The following is a 21,249-nucleotide window of genomic DNA, read 5'->3' on the forward strand; positions in this document are numbered from 1 at the left end:
ATACTTAAAATGCAAAATTACAAATATCCTTTTTATGTTTAAAGATCTTTTTGGTAAAGCAATGCTTGATTTTGCTACAAACAATTCTCCAGAAAACATCATTACCGAAACCAATATTAGCGAGGCTGATGAAATGGAAGTAAACTATTTGTTTCGTTCATTTAAAGAAATGCCTAAACTTGAACAAAAAGCACTGCAATTAGCCAAAGGAAGTATTTTAGATGTAGGATGCGGCGCTGGCAGCCACGCTTTGTATTTGCAAGAAAAAGGCTTTGATGTTTTAGCAATTGATATATCATCCAACGCTATTGAAACCTGTAAATTAAGAGGTGTTAAAAGAGCAAAACAACAAAATATTTTAGAGTTACCTACTACCGAAACGTTTGATACTATTTATTTACTTATGAATGGTACAGGTATTTTTGGTAAGCTTAAAAACATTGATGAATACCTTAAAAAACTGATATCGCTTTTAAACGAAAATGGACAAATTTTAATAGATAGCAGCGATATTATTTATATGTTTGATGAAGATGAGGATGGCGGAAAATGGATTCCCATACAAGGTGATTATTATGGCGAATTAACTTTTAAAGTTACTTACAAAGGTGAGCAGGAAGAAACATTTGATTGGTTGTATTTAGATTACAACACCTTGCAAAATGCTTGTTTGGCACAAAACTTAAAATGTACTTTAATAACCGAAGGCGATCATTTTGATTATTTAGCACGTATTACAAAATAAAAAAAGAGAAACTTTGGTTTCTCTTTTTTACATCATATATTTCATAATAATACCTTGTAACTCTTCTTTAAAAGCATCGGCTTTATTACTTAGAACCACCGCATAGTTTTGCCCAATCATTACGTATTTTTTTGCTAACGGCGATTGGTAAAAGGTAATTAAATTATCTACTTCATCTTGCGACAAATTTTGGGCATAATAGGCTACCAATCTAGCTTTTTGCTTATCTAACAAAGGCTGCATATCCTTCTTAAAATCATCTCTGTTTTCTGCAGAAAGCTGTCTTGAAAGTTGTTCTGTAATATTGTAAAACTCTTTCAACTCACCTGATAACTCAATCAATTTTTGCACGCTTGCTTTATTTGCCTGTGCAAATGTTGGCACGCAACTTAGCAACATAACAAGTAAAAGAATTATTTTTTTCATAGCTTAATTTTTCAACAAATGTAGTTTAAATTACGGAATATCCAAATATTTATGAGTTTGAGTAGAAATAACCCATTTAGGATTGTTTTTTACATAATCAATCACCGCAGGAAGCATTTCGTCTTTCTTACCCCACTCTACTTGCAAATACAACTTAGCATTCTTATTAACTCTAGCCGCTTGTTCTTCGGCAAAAACAAAATCGTGGTTGTTATAAATAATACATTTTAACTCGTTTGCAGCATCATACACACTTTGCGTAGGTAGTTTTGTTTTCTTAGGCGATAAACAAATCCAATCCCAAGTACCCGAAAGTTCATATGCACCCGATGTTTCTATATTTGTTTTAATACCTTTTAATTGCAACTGCTGTGTTAAGAAGTCAAGATTCCACATTAAAGGCTCACCACCTGTAATAACAACTAAATTTCCGTGTTTTTCTGCTTCAGCTACAATTGCATCAACCGTAACTGTTGGATGCAAGTTTTGATCCCAACTTTCTTTCACATCGCACCAATGACAACCAACATCGCATCCTGCTAAACGTATAAAATAAGCCGCATGCCCTGTATAAAATCCTTCTCCTTGAATGGTATAAAACGCTTCCATTAAAGGCAACGCTGTTACCATTTTATCTGTACTTGTCATTTCAAATCTTTTTTGCAAAGATACAATACTTCTTAAAATTAAGTTGATAAAAAAAAGAGCAACCTAATGAGTTGCTCTTTTGTATTTATTTAGCGTTTTGCACTTGCTTTCTTGCGTATTCGTTACTAGAATCTAACTGCAATACTTTTTGAAAATTACTTGTTGCTTTTGCTTTGTTTTTTGTTTGATTAAAATTACCTATCATGGTATAAGCTTCAATTAAAGCATCTTTAAAAACAGGCTCATTAGCAAAACCTTTTTGCGTTAATAAATCAACAAAACCTTCGTAATCTTTTTCCATATTAGCTAAAGACGTTGGTGTATTTAAATTACGATTAATACGTGCACTAATTAAGTAAGCTTCAAAAGTAGGCGTTTTCTTAATAGAGCTATCTAAATTTTCTTTAGCTTTTTGTAATTGATCGTTAAACATAGGTTTATCACTTGCCATGTATAAAGCATTTCCTTTGTAATACATATCGTATACATAATAAGGAGATTTTTCATCTTTTGAAGCTAAATCAAAAACAAAATAAGCTTGTTCATAATGTTCATCTTTAAATAAATCAACACCTAAATCGTGTAAAGCAACTCCTAATTTTGGATTGTCTTTAACAGCTTTAGACATTTCTTCGATTGATTTTTTATAAACACCTTCATTAAAAGTTCCATCTTGATTACGAGAAGCTTCTAATTCAGACAAACCTTTATATAAATAATCAATTGGTAAAATTTGCTCTTTTTTATCTTGAACATCAAAATACTTATTGATGCTTTCTTTAGCATCTAAGAATTGTCCGTTTTGGAAATCGGCAATTGCACGATAGCGGTACATTAAGAAGTTGTCTCCACGTGTAAACCACTTAGTACGAACTAAATCGCTTAACGCTTTGTAATCTTTATTTTTGATAAAATAAGCAGCTAACTCATTATCGCTATCCATACTTTCACCAATTAAACCATGGTATTTAAAGTAATTGCTTACACCGTTTTGTAAAATGGTTTTATCATCTTTAAAACGTGCATAATCTGCATAAGTTAAACCTAATTGTTTGTAAACATCAACATAAGTAGAATCTAACGCAACTACTTCGTTATACATTTTAATAGCATCTTCAAACTCATTACCTGCTCTAAAAACATCTGCCAATTTCATTTTAGGAAGAACGCTATTTGGGAACATTTTAGATACTTCATAATACACTCTACGTGCATCAACAAACTGTTTCTCGGCAAAATAAATATCACCTCTTGTTAAATGCGGTTCTGGCGTATCTTTGTTTACAATCAACGCAGCTCCTGTAGCCAAATAAGCAGCTTCATAATCAGGTTTTGGTGCGTGAATATATGCTTGCGCGATATCTAAATGTGTTTGAAAATCGCCAGGAGATAAAGTCAATGTAGCTGCATTGAATTTAGATTTTGCTTCTTTATCTTTTCCTTCTAAAAGTAAAACCTTTCCAAGACCTAAATTATTAATATCCGCATCTCTATGTCCTTTTAAGCCTAACTTAAAATAGTAGTTTGCAGAATCGTTGTTTTTTTCATTGATATGAATAAGTCCTAAACGATAATAATTTTTTCCCTGTGTAGGTTGCGATTTTACAAGTTTGTATAATTCTTTCTTTGCAACATCATATTGACCGTACTTCATTGCCGTATCAATATCTCTTCCTACAGTGTAATTATTTTGTGCAGACGCACTAAAAACAAATGATAATAATGCTAAACTTAGTGTAATTTTTTTATTCATAATATACCCTTGTATTGAAAATCTAAACTATTCTACTATATTAATTTCTCTTTTTGGCAATGTTATAGGCATTAATCCCGATTTTAAAACAATGCGTTGCCCTTTGTCTGATGCTGCAAAACTAGCAAAACCAGTTCCTAAACCTGTTTTTCCTTGCACATCAATAATATTTATGGTACGTACTAAAGGATACGTATTATCTGCAATTGAACTTTGTGATGGCGCAAAATATTTTTTTAACGAATCATTATACACATACATAGAACGCAATTGTTTGATACCTTCTTTAATTGATTCATTTGGTTGCACCATCCAATTAATACCTACGACACCTACAGCGTTTTTATTTTTATTGATGTAACTAACAATTTCTTCAACTGTTTTTACATAAAACACATTATTGCTGATATCTTTTACACCAGCATCGGTTTTTAATTTGGTGACAAGTGCAGAATTAGCATCATGAAAAACAAAAACTTTATCGGATTTTTTTGTTCCTTTAAATATTGATACTACATCTTGATAGTTAATTAAGGTATCGGTTGCTGTTTTTTGAGTTACAAAAAGCACGGCATCTTTAGCAATTGGTGTAATTTTAGGCACTACTTTTCCTTGAAAAACACTCAATTCTTTTGCACTAAAATCTTTAGGTAATACAGCTAAACGATTAGAATCTTTATAAACGGCATTTAATATTTCGTTTTGAGAAAGCATTTTCAATTCAACATTAGCATCAGCGTAATATCCTTTAAAAACTTGATTAATATCATCAATAATAGGATAGATAGAAGATTCAACATACATTTCTGTTGTACCTTTATCATATGTTTCTTTTGCTTCTTTATTTACAACGGTTTCATTTTTTTTACATGAAACCAACAAAACAACTCCTAATACAGACCAAACAATCTGTTTCATAACTATACCTATTAATTGATTGCTAAATCTACTAATTTTTTTTTATAATCGTTACAAAATTCACTTTTTTATGAAAACAAATAATAAATAGAATCAATCTCTCATTTTATTCTAAATAAATAAGTTGAAATAGCTTCATAAGTAAAACGAAAAACTCGCAAATTGCGAGTTTTTACTTTAATTATTTACTTTAATTTTTATAGGCAATGTAAACATAGAGCGCACTGTATGGCCATTGTGTTGTGCTGGCTTCCATTTTGGCATGTTTTTAAGTACGCGAATTGCTTCTTGTCCTAAACCGGATTTATCATCTAACACTTGTATATCAGAAAACGACCCGTCTTTTTCTACAACAAATTTTAGTTTTATGGTGATTTCACTAACATTATCAGCACCATTTGCTGAGAATTTTTTAATGAAGCCTTTGTAAAACTTATCAAAACCTTCATTTGGTTCTGCTTTGCGTTGTACTACTTTCATTACAGCGTTGGTTGTACTTTCACCAGTACCTTTATCATTTCCTGTTTTTTTACCTTCTGCCCCATCTTTAGATGTTCCTGTTTTAGCACCATCTTTCTTTAAAGTACCATTTTCAGTATCGGCATCACTATCCTTTTGACCTGAATTGGTATTGTCATCAAACTTATCTTGAGAAGTTACTTGATCTTTTACTAAATCATCCTTAATAACGTTAGCATCAGTATAACGTTTGTTTTTTTGAACATCGGTTCTTGCAGACGACTCTTTAGTAACTTTATTTTTTACATCATCTACCTTTTTAGCATCATCCTTTTTGTCTATAACTTCTTCAGCAGGCAGTTTCTCATCAATAATGGGCGTTGTTGCAATAGGTGGTATTTCAATAATCCTACCTACTTCAGCCCCTTTAGAAGCATACAAATAAGAACTTCCAAAAACAACACTTAGTAATCCTAAACCAATTGCTAAGGCAAAATATGTGTTCTTACCACTCTCTTGTCTTAATTTATAGGCACCGTATAATTTATTGCGTCCTTCAAACACAATGTTTGCCCAATCTTTTCCAAATAAATTTAAACCGTTCATAATTAAAATGTTTTAAGTTAATGGGTAAAAATTATTTCATAGCTCGTAATTTTAACTAAAGTTATTAAATATATCTATACAATTAAAGGAATAACGAAAATATACTAAATTTTAGTATGCATCTATTGAATTATTTTAATAAAAAAAGCAAGAACTAGTCTTGCTTGATATTAATGATGCGGTAAAACCTGAAAATACTGTATACAATGAGTAATGATCCAAAAAGTACTCGCCTTGTATAAGATAATTCTAGCGGAATGCTTTTCCAAAAAATAAACATACACCCTAATGTAAAATAAAGTACTAAAAATAGGATTCCCATAAAGAACAAAAATCGCTGTAACAGCGATTTTTGCTTAAAATTATTAATAAAGTCTGTTAACATATTAGTTATTTACTTTAATCTTAATTGGTAACGTAAAACTAGAACGAACAGTTTTACCGTTGTGTTGTGCTGGTTGCCAGTTAGGCATTGATTTTAAAACACGAATTGCTTCTCTACCTACACCTTGTTTGTCATCTAATACCTGAATATCAGTAAACTCACCATTTTTCTCAACAACGAATTTTAATCTAACAACAATCTCGGTTACACCACCACCTACATCAGGTGCGTTGAATTTACGAGCATAGTTAGAATAAAACTTTGGTAAACCTTCTGCTGGTGCAGCTTTTTGCTGTACAAAGCTATATACTTTGTTTTCATCGTCGCCTTTTTTATCTCCAGTTCCTTTTCCTTTAGAACCTTTTTCAGCATCACCGGTTTTTTCACCTTTTGATTTAAAGTCACCATCTTTATCTGCCGCGTTATCTTCACGTCCAGATGTTTTAGTATCATCAAAATCTTTCTGAGAAGTTTTTTGTTCGTTTTTAACTTCTTCGTCTTTCTTAACAACAGTTTCAACGTACTTTACTTCTTCTTGAACTGATTTTGAAGCATCTGCTTGTTCTGGTTCTGGCTCAGGAAGTGGTTCTTCCTTAATTTCCTCTACTTCTGGTTCTGGTTCTGGTAACGGTGGTAATTCAACCTCAGTTACCGAAACTTCTTCAACATCTTTTTTGCCGTTGAATTTATCACCAAATAAACTTGTATAAGCATAAGATCCACCAAAAGCTAAACCTAAACATAGTATACCTAACAACAATGCAAGCAATGTTGTTTTAGGGTTTTCCTCACGTAATTTGTAAGCGCCGTATTCTTTGTTACGTCCTTCAAAAACGATATTGGTCCAACCTTTTCCAAATAAATTTATATTAGCCATATATATTGTTTTTATTGAAGCTTATTACATGATTGCTTTTTCAGCATCCGTCATATCTTGAAGCGAATAGATTTCAACACCTGTAATAGCCATTTCGTCTAATATATCAATCAAATCTGTGTATGTTGCTTCTTCGGTTCCTTTAATTAAAACAACCAATCCTTCTTTACCTATTTGACCTTTCGCTTTTAAGTTTGCCATTTTTTGCAAAATTATTTTACGAATTCCGTTTTTTCCATAGGTTTGATCAATAGGTCCTTCTCCTCCGTAAGGTGCAGTAAACTGTCCCATGTAATATTTTAATTTACGGTCTTTACCAATTAAAACAGTCATGGTTTTAGATTCTTTTGCCTCTTGTGGTGGCACATCATTTTTATCCAATTTATCTGGCAAAGTCAAATCCATTGACTGAGGTTTAGATAAAGAGGTGGTTAACATAAAGAACGTAATCAATAAGAATGCCAAATCTACCATGGCTGTTAAATCAACCCCAGCGTTTTGTTTTTTACTTCTTACTTTTTTGCCGCCTTTTTTGCCTTCGTTACCACCGGTATTTAATTCTGCCATTTCTTTTTAAAATTTAGTAGATTAAAAATCGTCTGTTCTTAAACCTGTAACTAGGTAAAAGCGGTTTTGACGTTGTTGTTGTAAAATATTCATTATCTCCTTAATGGTTCCGTATTGCTCATTAGCATCACCTTTAATAGCCACTTTTAAGAACGATTCTTTACGTTGCCAAGACGATTCACGTGCATTTGTTACCCAAGAAGCTAACTGATTATTCAAAGAATCTTTATAAGGAATACCTTTATGAAATTCTTCTTTCATTCGATCGCTTGGTGTTTTAGCCAACAAGCTCTTCATTTCACGAATATCAGCACCAAAATTTTCTAATCCTGCAAAAGCATTTTTCTCTGCTTCTGTGAACTCGATCTTATATTCACGCCCCATTCTTGTTAAGATATCTTTACGATCTTCTTTTCCAGCAATACCAATGAAAACATTTTCTTGACCTACAGTAATTGATAAAATATCATCTGAGGGAATTTTTGTTTCTTTAGTAGATGCAGGCAAATCAACAGGGTGTACTTCTGGTGTTTTTGCTGTAGAGGTTAAAACGAAGAATGTTAGCAATAAGAATGATACGTCGCACATTGCGGTCATATCAATTCTTGTACTTGATTTTTTCATTTTTGCCATATTCTTTCTTCTTTTTTAACCAGAATAAATCTGGAATTATACAATGTTTACTAACTACAATAAATAAGTTAAATTATTTATTGTGTCTTCTGTAAGATTGTGTAATTGCGAATCCAGCCTCATCAATAAAATGTGTTAATTTATCGATTTTAGTTGTGAATAAGTTGTAGAAAACAATAGCTAAAGTAGATGTACCAATACCTGTAGCAGTGTTCATTAACGCCTCAGAAATACCTGTTGCTAAAGCAGATGAATCTGGAGAACCAGCTGTAGATAAAGCCGAGAATGCTTTAATCATACCTGTTACTGTACCTAATAAACCTACTAATGTACCAATAGATACTAAAGTTGCTAAAATGATCATGTTTTTCTCTAACATTGGCATTTCTAATACAGTAGCTTCTTCAATTTCTTTTTGAATTGTTTCTGTAGCTTTATCTGCATCAAAACCTTCACGTTTAACTTCTTCTAATTTAACTAAAGCTGCTTTTACAACATTTGCAACAGAACCTTTTTGTTTGTCAGAAAGTTCAATAGCCTCTCCAATTTGGTTAGCATTAACTAAAGATTGTACTTTAGCAACATAGCCTTTAACATCACCAGAACCAGCTGCTTTACTAACAACAATCCATCTTTCAATACCAAAAACAATAGTAGTTGTCATTAATCCAATTAATAATGCAATTACAGGACCTCCTTTATACATCATACCTCTTAAGTTTCCTGGAAGTGGATCTCCATTAGGGTCTCCGTTCATAAAGTTTCCAGATGCTCCTAAAAAGAAATGCCATACGGCAGCACCAAAACCTAAACATGCAATTATAGTAATCGCCGCAGCAACGTTTGATAATCCTGAACTACTTGGATTTTTCTCAACTGTTTGTGTCATCTTAATAAAATTTAAATTTAATGTTTACTCAATTTTTAAATGTTTGTTTGCTTATACTCAAGCACGGCAAATTTACTTTTTTAGTTTAAATAAAAAAATAAAAAATCAGGTTGAGTTTTTTAAGAATTTAAAATTAACGAAAAAGAAACAATTAATTTACTTTTTAATATTTTTTTATCAAATTCTAATTTAATAAACGTTTCATTGTCAATAATATTGTTTTTTATCACTAAAATTCTCGTAACAATTAATTAATATTGCAATAATATTGTATTTTCAATAATAATAAGACCTTTATATCTAACAAAAAAACGCATATTTATATAATGAGTATAGAAAAATTTAAAGAAACCATTACCCAAGGTTATACATTTACAACAGATTACATAACTATTGGCGGTGCTTTGTATGAAAAAGAAGCTATTGCCAATTTACCTATTAATATTCCACTCAAAACCTTAAACCGTCATGGTTTAATTGCAGGTGCAACGGGTACTGGTAAAACCAAAACCATTCAAGTATTATCTGAACAACTTTCTAACAAAGGAATTCCTGTTTTAATGATGGATGTTAAAGGTGATTTTAGCGGCATTGCACAACCTGGTGTAAAAACTGCTTTTATTGAAGAGCGCCATGCTAAAATGAATTTGCCTTATGAAACAAGCGCTTTCCCCGTAGAATTACTTACCATATCTACACAAAACGGCGTGCGTTTACGTGCTACAATTTCTGAATTTGGTCCTGTATTACTTTCGCGAATTTTAGATTTAAATGATACGCAAGGTGGTGTACTTTCATTAATTTTTAAATATTGTGACGACAATAAACTTCCTTTATTAGACTTAAAAGATTTAAAAAAAGTAATTCAATACATTACAAACGAAGGAAAAGAAGCAATTGAAAGTGAATACGGACGTGTTTCAACAGCATCAACAGGTGCCATTTTACGTAAGTTAATTGAATTAGAACAACAAGGAGCTGATTTATTTTTTGGCGAAACATCTTTTGACATCCATGATTTAATGCGTATTGATGAAAATGGCAAAGGCTACGTTAATATTTTACGCTTAAACGATATACAAGACAAACCTAAATTGTTCTCTACTTTTATGCTTTGCTTATTGGCCGAAGTATACAACACCATGCCAGAACAAGGCGATAGCGGTCAGCCAGAATTAGTCATTTTTATTGATGAAGCGCATTTAATATTTAAAGAAGCAAGCAAAGCTTTGTTAGATCAAATTGAGACAATAGTTAAGTTAATTCGATCAAAAGGAATTGGATTGTATTTCATCACACAAAACCCAACCGATGTGCCTGATGGTGTTTTAGCACAGTTAGGATTAAAAATTCAACATGCCTTGCGTGCTTTTACAGATAAAGATAGAAAAGCTATAAAACTAGCATCTGAAAACTTTCCTTCTACTGAATTTTACAAGACAAATGAGGTAATAACAGAATTAGGAACCGGAGAAGCTTTAGTAACGGTTTTAAACGAAAAAGGAATTCCTACACCCCTAACTGTCTGTATGTTGCGTGCGCCAATGAGTAGAATGGATGTTTTAACAACTACTGAAATTGAATCGGTTATTTCAAAATCTAATTTAACTCCAAAATACAATGCAGTTGTTGACAGAGAGAGTGCTTACGAATTGTTAAACAAAAAACTAACTGAAGCACCCGCACCTACAAATGAACCTGTAGCAAAAAAAGCAACACAACCTCAAAAGAAAGAAGAAAGTTATATTACAAAACAAGTTGTAAAAGTACTAACTAGCGCTACTTTTATAAGAGGAGCTTTTGGAGTTTTAACCAAGATGTTTAAAAAATAAAAACGGATTTTATCCGTTTTTATTTTTTTCTAATAATTCTAAAATATAGTCTTCAACTTCTTGGGTTTCCCATTCAGAATGAATATTAGGTAATTGCATTACTTTTTCCATTACCGTTTTTTGTAAATCGCCAATTGCTAAAGCTTCATCATATGGTTTTAAACTAAAGGTAACTCTATCATACAATGGCAACCATTTAGTAGGATGCTTTTTTGTAAACCATGCCTCAATACGTTTTTGAAGTAAAAAATCTTTATCGGCTGTTTTAGTACTCATCTCAATAAAATTGCGGTATGATAATTCTGCAATTGCATCGGCATTTGGTTTTCTATTTTCTTGGTATTTTTCAAAAACAGTTTCCCAATCGTTTGGAAATTGATCTAATAAATTATTCAACTCCGTAATATCCTCAAATCCAGCATTCATTCCTTGTCCGTAAAAAGGCACAATAGCATGCGCAGCATCACCAATTAAAGCAATTTTATCTTTATACGTCCACGGATAACAATGCATGGTAACCAATGAAGATGTTGGATTTTTGAAATAATCTGTCTGTAAATTGGGGATTAATTCTTTTGTATCGGGGAAAAACTTTTCAAAAAAAGCAGCTAACTTCTCTTCTGTATTAACTTCTTCAAAAGAATTTTCACCTTCAAAAGGCATAAACAGTGTACATGTAAAAGAACCATCTTCGTTAGAAAGTGCAATTAACATAAACTCGCCACGTGGCCAAATATGAAAAGAATGAGGATCGATTTTATAAGAACCATCTGCATTTGCAGGAATATTAAGTTCTTTATATCCTATGTTTAAGAAAAACTGAGAGTAATTGAAACGATTTTGACGCTGCATACGATGACGAATACGAGAAAAAGCTCCATCAGCACCAAAAACACGATCAAATGTTTTCTGTTCAAAAGGTCCATGTTCATTTTCTCCTATATATAAGGTAGCGGTATCCATGTTTACATCCCAAATTTTTTGATTGAATTGAAATTGAACATCTTCTTTTTCTGCCAAATCAATCATTAATCGGTTCAATCCACCACGTGATATAGAATAAATTGCTTCGCCATTAACACCATAAGGCTGAAAAGTAAGCGATCCATCTTGCAAATGAATAGCACGTTTATCCATTGGTATGGCAATTTTTCTAATTTCATCACCAATACCAATTTCATCTAAAGTATGCCAACCTCTTGTTGATATTGCTAAGTTGATAGATCTCCCAGAAAATTGAATTTTTCGGATATCATCACTGCGATCAAAAATGGTTACATTAAAATTTTTCTTCTTTAAATAAATTCCTAAAAGTGTTCCTACAAGACCCGCGCCTGCAATAGCAATATTATTATTTTTTGTAAGCATAGTACGCTTTTCTATTAACATTTAAAAAGTGTTTAAAGTTACTAAAAATGCTGTTTAAATGGCTATTTTTTAAATAAATAAATTAAAAATCATTGTTTTAACTTTTTTTTAGTAATTTTAATATAACAAAAAATTGAGCTATTATGAGAGATTTAATTTGGCTAATTGCTGTAGTATTGATTATACTTTGGGCAGTTGGATACTTTGGCTTTGGTGAAGCCGTAGGTAGTTTTATTCACATTTTATTAGTATTAGCCGTAATTGCAATACTTTACAGATTAATAACAGGCAATAAGCCTTAATAAAAAAAACCTCCTTTTAGGGAGGTTTTTTAAATTGATATGTATAAAGGTTTTATATAGGAATACTCTAATGTTTGGGAAAATTCTTTAGCCAAAGCTATCATTGATTTTTTATTTGATTCATCAACCAAATAAAAAACTAAACTTTGCTTTTCATTTATTTTAGACGGATCTTCTTCTAAAACAACCAAACCTAATTCTAAAGCTTTTTTATTTAAAACTGCAACATCAGCTTCTGTTTCAACTTTTATTTCTAAAATATTGGTTTCTTTATATATACGATATTTACTTGACCCTTGTATCACTTTTCTTACAATATGCACTTCAGTAATATTTTGAATTTTAGCGATGTATGTATTTAATTGCTCACAAGACAAATTTCCTTCTGTAAAATATCCAAAAACAACTTTAGTAGGATATGTTGACACAAAATCAGGCATAATAGTTCTTATCATTCCTTTTTCATCTAAGGGTAAATCAAAAAGCGCAAGCTCTTTTAATTTTTCACTTACAACAACATCAGAAACACCATAATTAAACTCAATTGCTACAACATTATTCTTAACATTTTTTGTTAGTTGTATGTCTTCTTGATAAGAAGAAACAACTTCTTCGTTACAAAAATTTACCACTCTATCATCTGATGAACATGATAAAACCAAAAAAGCAACTAAAAAAATAAAGGTAATTTTTTTCATATTTAAAACTTTAAATCAAACCAACCATTACGTATTGTATGAATAACGCCTTTGTCATCAACTGTATCATAAGTAAAAGCAGCTCCAATAATTCTACTTTTATAATCTAATTTTGTAATTGTAATACTCCCCCCTACTTCTTCATTGGTACTACAACCTATATATTGAACATTAGAACCATAGTGCTCATTAACTGCCTTTACATTAGAATTCAAGTTACCTTTAATTGCATATGTCTTCCCTTCTTCTAGCTCAATATTAGAGAACAGGTTAAAAGTTACAAATTCATCTCCGTTTGATAATTTAACAAACACCCAAACTTGCTGCTTAGAAACGTCTACCAAAAAATCTTGTGGAGCGTTACTTATTGCAGAACCCATCATTTTTTTTCCGTCGAAAATTAAAGTAGCAGTATTACTACCTGTTGCAACTTGAGATGTATGAACATTATCATCATTTGAACAAGAAAAAACAAATAGGGTTGCTATTAAAAATAAAAGTTGTTTCATAAGAATATTTTTAGCAAAAATAAAAAACTCCTAATTACTTAGGAGTTTTTTATTTATTTCTTTTCTACCACAGGGTTAGCGTTTGCTTTTTGACTTAGCTCTAATGAAATGGCTGCTTTTTCCATTTTCATTTTACCCGCCATTGTTTCTACAATGATAGTAGTTTCGGCAATTTCAGAAATTCTACCATGAATACCTGCTTTTGTAATAATTTTATCGCCTACTTTTAAATTACTTTCAAATTCTTTTTCTTTTTTAACTCTGTTTTGTTGTGGCCTAATCATTAAAAAATACATTGCCCCTAAAATCAAAACAAAAGGTAAAAATTGTTGTAAATTTTCCATTCTACTTATTCTTTTACATTTGCTTTAACTGTTAACACCTCGCTACCAGCTTCTGTATTGGTTGTTAATGTTACATTTTTACTTTGTAAACCTGGACTGTTAGCAGAGAAAACTACTTTCATTTTAGCTGAAGAACCTGGTTTAATTGGATCTTGAGGTTTTTCTGGTACTGTACATCCACAAGAAGCTTTAGCATCAATAATTACTAAATCAACAGTACCTTCGTTTCTGATTTCAAATTCAACCTCGCTTTTAGAACCTTTTTTTACATCACCAAAATCGTGTGTTGTTTCATTAAACGCAATTTTAGGAAAACCTGTTTGTACGTTGTTTGATGTAGCAGTTTCTGTTGCACCATTTGCTGATGATGCTGTAGTTGTTGTTTCTGTAGTAGTTGACGTTGTTTCTTGAACACGTGATGATGCGTCTTCTTTTTTATTACAAGCTACTAAGCTTAAGGCTGCAAAACCAGCCATTAACATTAATTTTTTCATAGTTAATTAATCAATTAATCCTCTACCTATTTTATTTAATTTATTTTCTTGGCGGTATTCTTTAACTAAAGCATCTAAAATACCGTTGATAAATATACTACTTTTTGGAGTAGAATATTCTTTAGCTATTTCTAAATATTCGTTAATTGTTACTTTTACAGGAATTGAAGGGAATTTTTGCAATTCACAAACTCCTAAATTTAAAATAATTGTATCTAAATCGGCCAAACGATCTAAATCCCAATTTTTAGTTTTATCCTCGTACTCTTTTAAAAACTCGTTGCTATTTAAAACTGTTTTTCTAAACAATTGCTTAGCAAACTCTTTGTCTTCATCGTCTTTAAAAACTTTATTTATTTTAAAATATCCATTAGGTTTTAAACCTTCTAATTGTTTTAAAATAGCCGTGTTTACTACAGGAATATCATCAATCCAAGAAATTTTACTATCTTCTAAAAACTCATAAATTTTTTCGCTTGGTGCAATAAAATTGGTGAATAATTTAATAGCAAAAATTTTATCTTCTTCAAAATCATTCACTTCATTGCTCATGTACTCTTTATAAAAATCTGACTCTTTTACTTCATCAAGCAAATTTTTAATATAATGATCGTTTAAAGTAAACTGATTAATTTGCAATTCTGCCAACCAATTATTTAAAGTTTCAGAATTAGCTAAAACATTTAAAACGTGATTGTTTACAAATTTTTGATTGGGATTAAGCTCCTTAGCTGTAGCAAGATATTTTTGAGCAGACACTTCTAAAAAATCTTTTTCTACTTTTTGCATTTCAATTAAAGAAGACAACATAAGCAAATACAACTCACGAATGTTTTCTAAACTGTTAAAAAGATATTTTTCATAAACATCAATTCTATCAGACTGATTTTGATTCATTGCATAAATGGTTTGCAATACTTTAGAACGGATATGACGTCTGTTTACCATGGCTACTTAAGAACTTTTTATTGTATAAAGAAAGCGAAAACCTTAATGATTTTCGCTTTGCAAAATTAATTAATATTTTAATATATTTATTTATTTTCTTGCTTTTTCTTTTCAATACGCGCTTCGGCCATTTTCATTGCAGCTTGGTTAGGCGTAATGTTTTGTTCTTTAGCTAAGTTTAAAATATCTAATGTTGTGTTGTAGATATTTTCTGTTCTACGAATTGCCTCGTCTGATCCGTATTTTGCAATTTCGCCAAAAACATTAATGATACCACCTGCATTAATTAAGAAGTCGGGCGCATACACAATACCTTTTTCTTGTAACATTTTTCCATGAACAGCTTCTTCTGCCAATTGATTATTAGCTGCACCTGCAATAACTTTTGCTTTTAACTTGCTAATAGAATCATTATTAATTGTTGCACCTAATGCACATGGCGCATAAATATCAACATCTAAACCATATAAATCATCACCTGTAAAAATTGATGTGTTGTATTTTTTAGCAACTTCATCTACTCTTTCTTTGCTTAAATCGGTAATGGTTACTAAAGCACCCGCGTTTACTAAATGCTTCACTAACGTTTCTCCAACATTACCAATTCCTTGCACCAATACTTTTTTTCCGTTTAAATCATCAGAACCAAATTTAAATTTAGTTGCTGCTTTTAATCCCATGTAAACACCGTAAGCTGTTACTGGTGATGGATTTCCAGAGCCACCAAGACTTTCAGAAATTCCGGTTACGTTAGGTGTAATGGTATGAATTAAATCCATATCGGCTGTTGTTGTACCAACATCTTCTGCTGTAATGTAACGCCCGCTTAACGAATCAACGTATTTAGCAAAAGCTTTAATTAATTCTGGACTTTTATCGGTTTTAGAATCGCCAATAATCACTGCTTTTCCTCCACCTAAATCTAAACCAGAAATAGCCGATTTATAAGTCATTCCACGTGATAAACGCAAAACATCATTCAATGCTTCCCATTCCGAAGTGTAATTCCACATACGTGTTCCACCTAAAGCAGGTCCTAAAACCGTATTATGTATACCAATAATTGCTTTTAAACCAGTATCTTTGTCGTGGCAAAAAACCACTTGCTCATGATGATCAAAAGAAATTTGACCAAATACTGGATCTACTTTTTTTAACTCGTCTGGAGTATATGTGTTTGTAGTCATAATTTTAAGTTGTTTGGGTTATTTCAAATATACCAAATTTTTATTTTAAGATTAATTTTAGATTACATTATTATTAAATCAATAAAAACAAACCACTTTAAATAAAAATTATCAATAAAAAAATCTTAATTGTTTAATATATAAGCAAATTAGAAACAAAGAAATGAAAGAACTTCAAAAGCTCAACAAATATTTTTTTAAATACAAATACCAATTTTTACTAGGTATTTTTATTACCATTGCAGCGCAGGTTTTCATGATTTTTGCACCGCAATACATAGGAAATGCCATTACTGTTTTAGAAAGTTTTTTAAAAAATGAAATTAGTGGGCAAGAAGCAAAAGATGGTTTGTGGTATAATTTATATGTAATTGTTGGTACAACCCTTATTGCAGGAGTCCTAACTTTTTTAATGCGTCAGACCATTATTGTAATGTCGCGCCATATAGAGTTTGATTTAAAAAACGAAATTTACGATCAATACCAAAAGTTAAGCTTAGACTTTTACAAACGTCAACGTACTGGCGATTTAATGAGTCGTATTTCAGAAGATGTTGCAAAAGTACGTCAATATGTTGGCCCCGCAGTAATGTATTCTATCAACACCTTTATTAGGATAACAGTTGTAATTGTGCAAATGTTTTTAATATCGCCTAAACTAAGTTGGTATGCTTTAATACCAGTGCCTTTCTTAGCTTATATTATGTTGAAATTAAGTAAAGAAATTAATAAAAGAAGTTTTGAATACCAACAAAACCTTTCTACATTATCATCTTTTTCGCAAGAAATTTTTTCAGGAATTAGAGTTATTAAAGCCTATGCTTTAGAAAACAAAGAAAGCAAAGCGTACGATAAAGCAACTACTGAAAGCAAAACCAAGTTTATGCGTTTGGCTTACACTAGTGCATTAATAGGACCTGCAATGGTTTTGTTAATTGGCGTAAGTAACTTACTAATTGTATATGTAGGCGCGCGTATGTATATGAGTGGTGCCATAACAGAAATTGGTGTTATTGCGCAGTTTATTCTTTACATTAATATGTTAACTTGGCCAATTGCATCTTTAGGTTGGGTTTCAACCATGATTCAAGAAGCAGATTCTTCTCAAAAACGTATTAATGAATTTTTAAATGAAGTACCTTCAATTCAATCACATACTACTGAAGAACATCATTTACAAGGCATTATAGAATTTAAAAATGTACATTTTATTTATGAAGACACCAAAATTCACGCTTTAAACAACATCTCTTTTAAAATAAACAAAGGCGAAACAGTTGCTTTCTTAGGAAAAACAGGATCGGGAAAATCAACCATATTACAACTTATATCGCGTTTGTATGATGTATCGTCTGGAACGATTCTTATTGATAACCTAAACATTAAAGATTGGAACGTACAGAATCTTCGCGATCAAATTGCGGTAGTTCCGCAAGATGCTTTCTTGTTTTCTGATACCATTAAAAACAATATTCGTTTTGGAAAAGAAGATGCCACTCAGGAAGAAATTGAGCATTTTGCAAAAATTGCCGATGTTCATAAAAACATTATGCGTTTTGAGGAAGCTTACGAAACTATTTTGGGCGAGCGCGGTATTACCTTATCTGGTGGTCAAAAACAAAGAGTTTCTATTGCCCGCGCTTTAATTAAAGACGCTCCTGTTTTACTACTTGATGATTGTTTATCGGCTGTTGATACCGAAACAGAAGAACGTATTTTAAATAATTTAAAAGACATTGCACAGCAAAAAACAACGTTAATTGTAACTCATAGAGTTTCATCGGCAAAAAATGCTGATAAAATTATTATTTTGAACGATGGCGAAATTTTAGAACAAGGAACTCATAATCAACTATTAAGCCAAAACGGATATTATGCTAACCTATATAAAAAGCAACTTGCCGAAAAAGATGTTAATTAATTTTTTGTTTATATGAATTTTTTTTTTGACTTTTGGTGAGATGTAAAAAATTTAACATAACGAAAGGACTATGAGAGACAATGAAATGCTAGAAAAAGAGGAAATCTTTTCAAAAGTATTAAGAGCTGGGAGAAGAACCTACTTTTTTGATGTACGATCTACAAAAGCAGACGATTATTATGTAACAATTACCGAAAGTAAAAAGTTTACAGAAGATGATGGATCGTTTCACTTTAAAAAACATAAAATTTATTTATACAAAGAGGATTTTGTGGCTTTTAAAGAAATTTTAAATGAAATGACTGATTTTGTTTTAGATCACAAAGGAGAAGAAGTAATTTCTGAAAGACATCAAAAGGATTTCAAAAAAGAATTAGCAACTGCTAGTTTTACCAATGTTGAATTTGACGATTTTTAATAGTACAACAATCATAATTTAATACCGGCTGCTAGTCGGTATTTTTTTTAAGCTTATGAGAAAAATCTACTTATTGCTTTTTTTTACTTTTTCTACTCTCAATTTGGTTGCACAGAAAAACTATGAGCCAGAACGCATTATTTGGGAAGGAAAAGAACATCCTTATCGTTACCATCACATGGAACAGTATTTTAGATACTATCCAGACAAACGTCCTGTACCCAATATTGACACCACTATTCTCAATCGAAAATACGTTGCTTTATTTGAAGTTAAAGAGAAAAAAATATATCTAAACAATTTGTACATCAGCGGTAAAGATCCTAAAAAGAAAGATTTATCGGTAATGCACGAATTAAACTCTAAAAACGAACCTTTATTTTTAGGCTGGATTTCTGGTTTGTTTGATGTTGGTATTGGACCCGAACAATTTCAAAAAAATGATTCTTTAACTCCTTACTACAATAATTATATTGTTTTTGAAGTAAATAAAGGGCAAATTGGTCGTACAGAATACTTTACATATAATCAATTAAAACTGTTTAAAGATTATCAATACAAGCGTTTTAAAGAAACACTAGATTATGTAAAACTTTATAGAAGATTAATTTACAATGGATTAAGCGAATACGAAGCTTCGACCCATATTTACGAGTTCATCCTTTTTTACAGCAAATCTAACTTCTTAAAGAAAAAGTAACAATAAAATTGTAATTTGTACCTAAATTAAAAAGTATGAAAAAAGTTTTTCTTTTATGTATAGCAGCTCAAATTGTTATTAGTTGCAATAAAAAAAGTGATGATAAACAAACAACTCCCACTCAACAAACTCATCAAAAAATAACGTTTGATCATTTTGAAGAGGCGCCCGTAATTAATGACATTACCAAAGTACCTTTCATTGTTTTTGCTAAAGAAAAAAGTATTAAACTGTATACACAACCCGATGAAAAAGCTGTTTTTATTGAACAACCTTTAATTAACACCGAAACTTTATATGGCGATACTGAGGTAAGTAATTTCTATAAAATTATTTATCAAGTTGATCAAAATCCATCAAAAGCAAAATTTGCATATGTTTTAAAAAGCGATGTAAATAAAGACAATGAATTAGTTTTAACCGAAAAAGATGCTTTAGACCAAGTAAGATACACTGAGGTTAACAAAGTTTATAATGATAAAGATAAATCCTTCAACTCTTTAGGAACTGTAGCATTAATTGACAAAAAAGTATATAACGAAGCCTTTGCTAAAAACCCGCAATATATTTTAACAAGCAATAACAAACCGCAATCAACAGAAAGTTCATTTTCTTTTCGTTTAAGAGATGGTCAATTGAAAGAATTTTCTAAAACTACTGATGAAGGTTTAACCACTTTAGAATATGTAGGTTTTTCAAGAGATTTAGATTTACAATTTTTTAGAGAATCTGAAAACGGCTTTCCAGGAAATTACATTGGAAAATCGACCATAAACAATGAAATGGATGATGTTTATTTTTCAGGAATTCCAACCTATTTTAAAAGCACAAACAACGTAGCTTTTATTTCAAATGATGAAGTAGGATGCTTACTCGTAATTAAAAAATACAATTCTGAAGACTACAGTTTTAAAGATTTGTACGTGGTTAATTTCACTAATTTTAAAGTAACCAATACCAAGAACTTAATTTGGCTTAACAACAATACATTATTAGCAGAAATTCATCATCCTAATACACGCACAACATCCAAAACCTACTTAAAACAGTACGTAAAAATTACATTAAACAATTTATAAAAAAGCGCCATTAGGCGCTTTTTAACTCTTTATCTATTGCCAACTAGCATATAAAACGTAATTTGTGCTAATACGCTCAATTTCTCCAGCAAAATCGGAAGCATTTAATTCTTTCACTCGCTTTGCAGGAACACCCGCATAAATTCCATTTGACAAAAGCTCCATATTCTGAGTAACAACAGCACCTGCTGCAATAATAACATTACTATGTACTGTGCAATTATCCATAATAATTGCCCCCATTCCTACTAAAACATTATCATGAATAGTACAACCATGAACAATAGCATTGTGCCCTATAGACACATTATTACCAATTATTGTAGGATGTTTTTTATATGTACAATGAATAACAGCCCCGTCTTGAACATTTACTTTATTACCCATTTTTATAAAATGAACATCTCCTCTAACTACTGCATTGTACCAAACACTACATTCATTCCCCATCTCAACATCGCCAATGACAGTTGCATTTTCAGCAAAAAAACAGTTATTTGGATATTGAGGTTCTTTACCGTTGATTGATTTTATTAAAGCCAT

24 protein-coding genes are annotated in these 21,249 nt (G+C 31.1%); 7 read left to right on the forward strand and 17 right to left on the reverse strand.

Going from position 1 to position 21,249, the window contains the following annotated elements:
* Positions 1-34: 34 nt before the first annotated feature.
* Positions 35-745 carry a bifunctional 2-polyprenyl-6-hydroxyphenol methylase/3-demethylubiquinol 3-O-methyltransferase UbiG gene (locus tag H1R17_RS01965; RefSeq protein ID WP_163431715.1) on the forward strand — a complete coding sequence of 237 codons (711 nt, stop codon included), beginning with the start codon at positions 35-37 and terminating at the stop codon, positions 743-745.
* Between the two features lie 27 nt (positions 746-772).
* On the opposite strand, the gene H1R17_RS01970 is transcribed toward H1R17_RS01965, so the two are convergent.
* The 9 genes from H1R17_RS01970 to H1R17_RS02010 all read right to left on the reverse strand — a co-directional run bounded on the left by H1R17_RS01970 (position 773) and on the right by H1R17_RS02010 (position 8,906).
* Positions 773-1,171, reverse strand: a complete 399-nt coding sequence (locus H1R17_RS01970) for a DUF2059 domain-containing protein (protein WP_163431714.1) — start codon at positions 1,169-1,171, stop codon at positions 773-775.
* A gap of 30 nt (positions 1,172-1,201) precedes the next feature.
* A complete protein-coding gene (locus H1R17_RS01975) occupies positions 1,202-1,819 on the reverse strand; it encodes a 7-carboxy-7-deazaguanine synthase QueE (protein ID WP_163431713.1) in 618 nt (205 codons plus the stop codon).
* A gap of 85 nt (positions 1,820-1,904) precedes the next feature.
* A complete protein-coding gene (locus H1R17_RS01980) occupies positions 1,905-3,572 on the reverse strand; it encodes a tetratricopeptide repeat protein (RefSeq protein ID WP_163431712.1) in 1,668 nt (555 codons plus the stop codon).
* Positions 3,573-3,599: 27 nt separating this feature from the next.
* Positions 3,600-4,490 carry a PstS family phosphate ABC transporter substrate-binding protein gene (locus H1R17_RS01985; RefSeq protein ID WP_163431711.1) on the reverse strand — a complete coding sequence of 297 codons (891 nt, stop codon included), beginning with the start codon at positions 4,488-4,490 and terminating at the stop codon, positions 3,600-3,602.
* A 177-nt stretch (positions 4,491-4,667) separates the two neighbouring features.
* Positions 4,668-5,555: an energy transducer TonB gene (locus H1R17_RS01990; RefSeq protein WP_163431710.1), complete on the reverse strand. Its 888-nt coding sequence runs from the start codon at positions 5,553-5,555 to the stop codon at positions 4,668-4,670.
* Between the two features lie 386 nt (positions 5,556-5,941).
* A complete protein-coding gene (locus H1R17_RS01995; protein WP_163431709.1) occupies positions 5,942-6,817 on the reverse strand; it encodes an energy transducer TonB in 876 nt (291 codons plus the stop codon).
* A 24-nt stretch (positions 6,818-6,841) separates the two neighbouring features.
* The gene (locus tag H1R17_RS02000) at positions 6,842-7,384 is read right to left on the reverse strand and encodes a biopolymer transporter ExbD (protein ID WP_163431708.1); all 543 of its coding nucleotides are present in this window, start codon (positions 7,382-7,384) and stop codon (positions 6,842-6,844) included.
* A 21-nt stretch (positions 7,385-7,405) separates the two neighbouring features.
* The gene (locus H1R17_RS02005; protein ID WP_163431707.1) at positions 7,406-8,017 is read right to left on the reverse strand and encodes a biopolymer transporter ExbD; all 612 of its coding nucleotides are present in this window, start codon (positions 8,015-8,017) and stop codon (positions 7,406-7,408) included.
* 73 nt (positions 8,018-8,090) lie between these two features.
* A complete protein-coding gene (locus H1R17_RS02010) occupies positions 8,091-8,906 on the reverse strand; it encodes a MotA/TolQ/ExbB proton channel family protein (protein ID WP_163431706.1) in 816 nt (271 codons plus the stop codon).
* Positions 8,907-9,232: 326 nt separating this feature from the next.
* On the opposite strand from H1R17_RS02010, the gene H1R17_RS02015 reads away from it, so the two are divergent.
* Positions 9,233-10,738 carry a helicase HerA-like domain-containing protein gene (locus tag H1R17_RS02015; RefSeq protein WP_163431705.1) on the forward strand — a complete coding sequence of 502 codons (1,506 nt, stop codon included), beginning with the start codon at positions 9,233-9,235 and terminating at the stop codon, positions 10,736-10,738.
* Between the two features lie 9 nt (positions 10,739-10,747).
* Here the strand turns inward: H1R17_RS02015 and H1R17_RS02020 are convergent, their stop codons facing one another.
* The gene (locus tag H1R17_RS02020) at positions 10,748-12,127 is read right to left on the reverse strand and encodes an NAD(P)/FAD-dependent oxidoreductase (protein ID WP_240453339.1); all 1,380 of its coding nucleotides are present in this window, start codon (positions 12,125-12,127) and stop codon (positions 10,748-10,750) included.
* A gap of 122 nt (positions 12,128-12,249) precedes the next feature.
* Here H1R17_RS02020 and H1R17_RS02025 point away from each other — a divergent pair, with 122 nt between their 5' ends.
* Positions 12,250-12,408, forward strand: coding sequence for a lmo0937 family membrane protein (locus tag H1R17_RS02025; protein ID WP_163431704.1), 159 nt, complete (start codon positions 12,250-12,252; stop codon positions 12,406-12,408).
* 29 nt (positions 12,409-12,437) lie between these two features.
* Here H1R17_RS02025 and H1R17_RS02030 read toward each other — a convergent pair whose 3' ends face one another.
* From H1R17_RS02030 to H1R17_RS02055, 6 genes are all read right to left on the reverse strand, one after another.
* Positions 12,438-13,106, reverse strand: a complete 669-nt coding sequence (locus H1R17_RS02030) for a hypothetical protein (protein ID WP_163431703.1) — start codon at positions 13,104-13,106, stop codon at positions 12,438-12,440.
* A 2-nt stretch (positions 13,107-13,108) separates the two neighbouring features.
* The gene (locus H1R17_RS02035) at positions 13,109-13,615 is read right to left on the reverse strand and encodes a hypothetical protein (protein WP_163431702.1); all 507 of its coding nucleotides are present in this window, start codon (positions 13,613-13,615) and stop codon (positions 13,109-13,111) included.
* 53 nt (positions 13,616-13,668) lie between these two features.
* The gene (yajC, locus tag H1R17_RS02040; protein WP_163431701.1) at positions 13,669-13,959 is read right to left on the reverse strand and encodes a preprotein translocase subunit YajC; all 291 of its coding nucleotides are present in this window, start codon (positions 13,957-13,959) and stop codon (positions 13,669-13,671) included.
* Positions 13,960-13,964: 5 nt separating this feature from the next.
* Positions 13,965-14,453, reverse strand: a complete 489-nt coding sequence (locus H1R17_RS02045) for a DUF1573 domain-containing protein (protein ID WP_163431700.1) — start codon at positions 14,451-14,453, stop codon at positions 13,965-13,967.
* A 6-nt stretch (positions 14,454-14,459) separates the two neighbouring features.
* Positions 14,460-15,401 (reverse strand): transcription antitermination factor NusB, encoded by a 942-nt coding sequence (gene nusB, locus H1R17_RS02050; protein ID WP_163431699.1) that lies wholly within the window; start codon positions 15,399-15,401, stop codon positions 14,460-14,462.
* A gap of 86 nt (positions 15,402-15,487) precedes the next feature.
* Positions 15,488-16,588, reverse strand: a complete 1,101-nt coding sequence (locus H1R17_RS02055; RefSeq protein ID WP_163431698.1) for a Glu/Leu/Phe/Val dehydrogenase — start codon at positions 16,586-16,588, stop codon at positions 15,488-15,490.
* Positions 16,589-16,751: 163 nt separating this feature from the next.
* Here H1R17_RS02055 and H1R17_RS02060 point away from each other — a divergent pair, with 163 nt between their 5' ends.
* The 4 genes from H1R17_RS02060 (at position 16,752) to H1R17_RS02075 (ending at position 20,706) form a co-directional block, all read left to right on the forward strand.
* Complete coding sequence (locus H1R17_RS02060; protein ID WP_163431697.1) at positions 16,752-18,509, forward strand: ABC transporter ATP-binding protein; 1,758 nt, start codon at positions 16,752-16,754, stop codon at positions 18,507-18,509.
* A 70-nt stretch (positions 18,510-18,579) separates the two neighbouring features.
* Positions 18,580-18,927 carry a PUR family DNA/RNA-binding protein gene (locus H1R17_RS02065; RefSeq protein ID WP_163431696.1) on the forward strand — a complete coding sequence of 116 codons (348 nt, stop codon included), beginning with the start codon at positions 18,580-18,582 and terminating at the stop codon, positions 18,925-18,927.
* A gap of 55 nt (positions 18,928-18,982) precedes the next feature.
* Positions 18,983-19,627, forward strand: a complete 645-nt coding sequence (locus H1R17_RS02070) for a hypothetical protein (RefSeq protein WP_163431695.1) — start codon at positions 18,983-18,985, stop codon at positions 19,625-19,627.
* A 35-nt stretch (positions 19,628-19,662) separates the two neighbouring features.
* Entirely contained in the window at positions 19,663-20,706 is a 1,044-nt protein-coding gene (locus H1R17_RS02075) for a hypothetical protein (protein ID WP_163431694.1), read from the forward strand.
* A gap of 33 nt (positions 20,707-20,739) precedes the next feature.
* Here H1R17_RS02075 and H1R17_RS02080 read toward each other — a convergent pair whose 3' ends face one another.
* On the reverse strand, positions 20,740-21,249 hold the full coding sequence (locus tag H1R17_RS02080; RefSeq protein ID WP_163431693.1) for a gamma carbonic anhydrase family protein: 510 nt from the start codon (positions 21,247-21,249) through the stop codon (positions 20,740-20,742).

It is taken from the genome of Flavobacterium sp. xlx-214, from assembly GCF_013874595.1.
Lineage (GTDB): Bacteria > Bacteroidota > Bacteroidia > Flavobacteriales > Flavobacteriaceae > Flavobacterium.

Excerpts from the sequence above, each read along its gene's own strand:
- H1R17_RS01965 (WP_163431715.1), top strand. The coding sequence starts at position 35 with ATGTTTAAAGATCTTTTTGGTAAAGCAATGCTTGATTTTGCTACAAAC.
- H1R17_RS01970 (WP_163431714.1), bottom strand. The coding sequence starts at position 1,171 with ATGAAAAAAATAATTCTTTTACTTGTTATGTTGCTAAGTTGCGTGCCA.
- H1R17_RS01975 (WP_163431713.1), bottom strand. The coding sequence starts at position 1,819 with ATGACAAGTACAGATAAAATGGTAACAGCGTTGCCTTTAATGGAAGCG.
- H1R17_RS01980 (WP_163431712.1), bottom strand. The coding sequence starts at position 3,572 with ATGAATAAAAAAATTACACTAAGTTTAGCATTATTATCATTTGTTTTT.
- H1R17_RS01985 (WP_163431711.1), bottom strand. The coding sequence starts at position 4,490 with ATGAAACAGATTGTTTGGTCTGTATTAGGAGTTGTTTTGTTGGTTTCA.
- H1R17_RS01990 (WP_163431710.1), bottom strand. The coding sequence starts at position 5,555 with ATGAACGGTTTAAATTTATTTGGAAAAGATTGGGCAAACATTGTGTTT.
- H1R17_RS01995 (WP_163431709.1), bottom strand. The coding sequence starts at position 6,817 with ATGGCTAATATAAATTTATTTGGAAAAGGTTGGACCAATATCGTTTTT.
- H1R17_RS02000 (WP_163431708.1), bottom strand. The coding sequence starts at position 7,384 with ATGGCAGAATTAAATACCGGTGGTAACGAAGGCAAAAAAGGCGGCAAA.
- H1R17_RS02005 (WP_163431707.1), bottom strand. The coding sequence starts at position 8,017 with ATGGCAAAAATGAAAAAATCAAGTACAAGAATTGATATGACCGCAATG.
- H1R17_RS02010 (WP_163431706.1), bottom strand. The coding sequence starts at position 8,906 with ATGACACAAACAGTTGAGAAAAATCCAAGTAGTTCAGGATTATCAAAC.
- H1R17_RS02015 (WP_163431705.1), top strand. The coding sequence starts at position 9,233 with ATGAGTATAGAAAAATTTAAAGAAACCATTACCCAAGGTTATACATTT.
- H1R17_RS02020 (WP_240453339.1), bottom strand. The coding sequence starts at position 12,127 with ATGTTAATAGAAAAGCGTACTATGCTTACAAAAAATAATAATATTGCT.
- H1R17_RS02025 (WP_163431704.1), top strand. The coding sequence starts at position 12,250 with ATGAGAGATTTAATTTGGCTAATTGCTGTAGTATTGATTATACTTTGG.
- H1R17_RS02030 (WP_163431703.1), bottom strand. The coding sequence starts at position 13,106 with ATGAAAAAAATTACCTTTATTTTTTTAGTTGCTTTTTTGGTTTTATCA.
- H1R17_RS02035 (WP_163431702.1), bottom strand. The coding sequence starts at position 13,615 with ATGAAACAACTTTTATTTTTAATAGCAACCCTATTTGTTTTTTCTTGT.
- yajC (WP_163431701.1), bottom strand. The coding sequence starts at position 13,959 with ATGGAAAATTTACAACAATTTTTACCTTTTGTTTTGATTTTAGGGGCA.
- H1R17_RS02045 (WP_163431700.1), bottom strand. The coding sequence starts at position 14,453 with ATGAAAAAATTAATGTTAATGGCTGGTTTTGCAGCCTTAAGCTTAGTA.
- nusB (WP_163431699.1), bottom strand. The coding sequence starts at position 15,401 with ATGGTAAACAGACGTCATATCCGTTCTAAAGTATTGCAAACCATTTAT.
- H1R17_RS02055 (WP_163431698.1), bottom strand. The coding sequence starts at position 16,588 with ATGACTACAAACACATATACTCCAGACGAGTTAAAAAAAGTAGATCCA.
- H1R17_RS02060 (WP_163431697.1), top strand. The coding sequence starts at position 16,752 with ATGAAAGAACTTCAAAAGCTCAACAAATATTTTTTTAAATACAAATAC.
- H1R17_RS02065 (WP_163431696.1), top strand. The coding sequence starts at position 18,580 with ATGAGAGACAATGAAATGCTAGAAAAAGAGGAAATCTTTTCAAAAGTA.
- H1R17_RS02070 (WP_163431695.1), top strand. The coding sequence starts at position 18,983 with ATGAGAAAAATCTACTTATTGCTTTTTTTTACTTTTTCTACTCTCAAT.
- H1R17_RS02075 (WP_163431694.1), top strand. The coding sequence starts at position 19,663 with ATGAAAAAAGTTTTTCTTTTATGTATAGCAGCTCAAATTGTTATTAGT.
- H1R17_RS02080 (WP_163431693.1), bottom strand. The coding sequence starts at position 21,249 with ATGGCTTTAATAAAATCAATCAACGGTAAAGAACCTCAATATCCAAAT.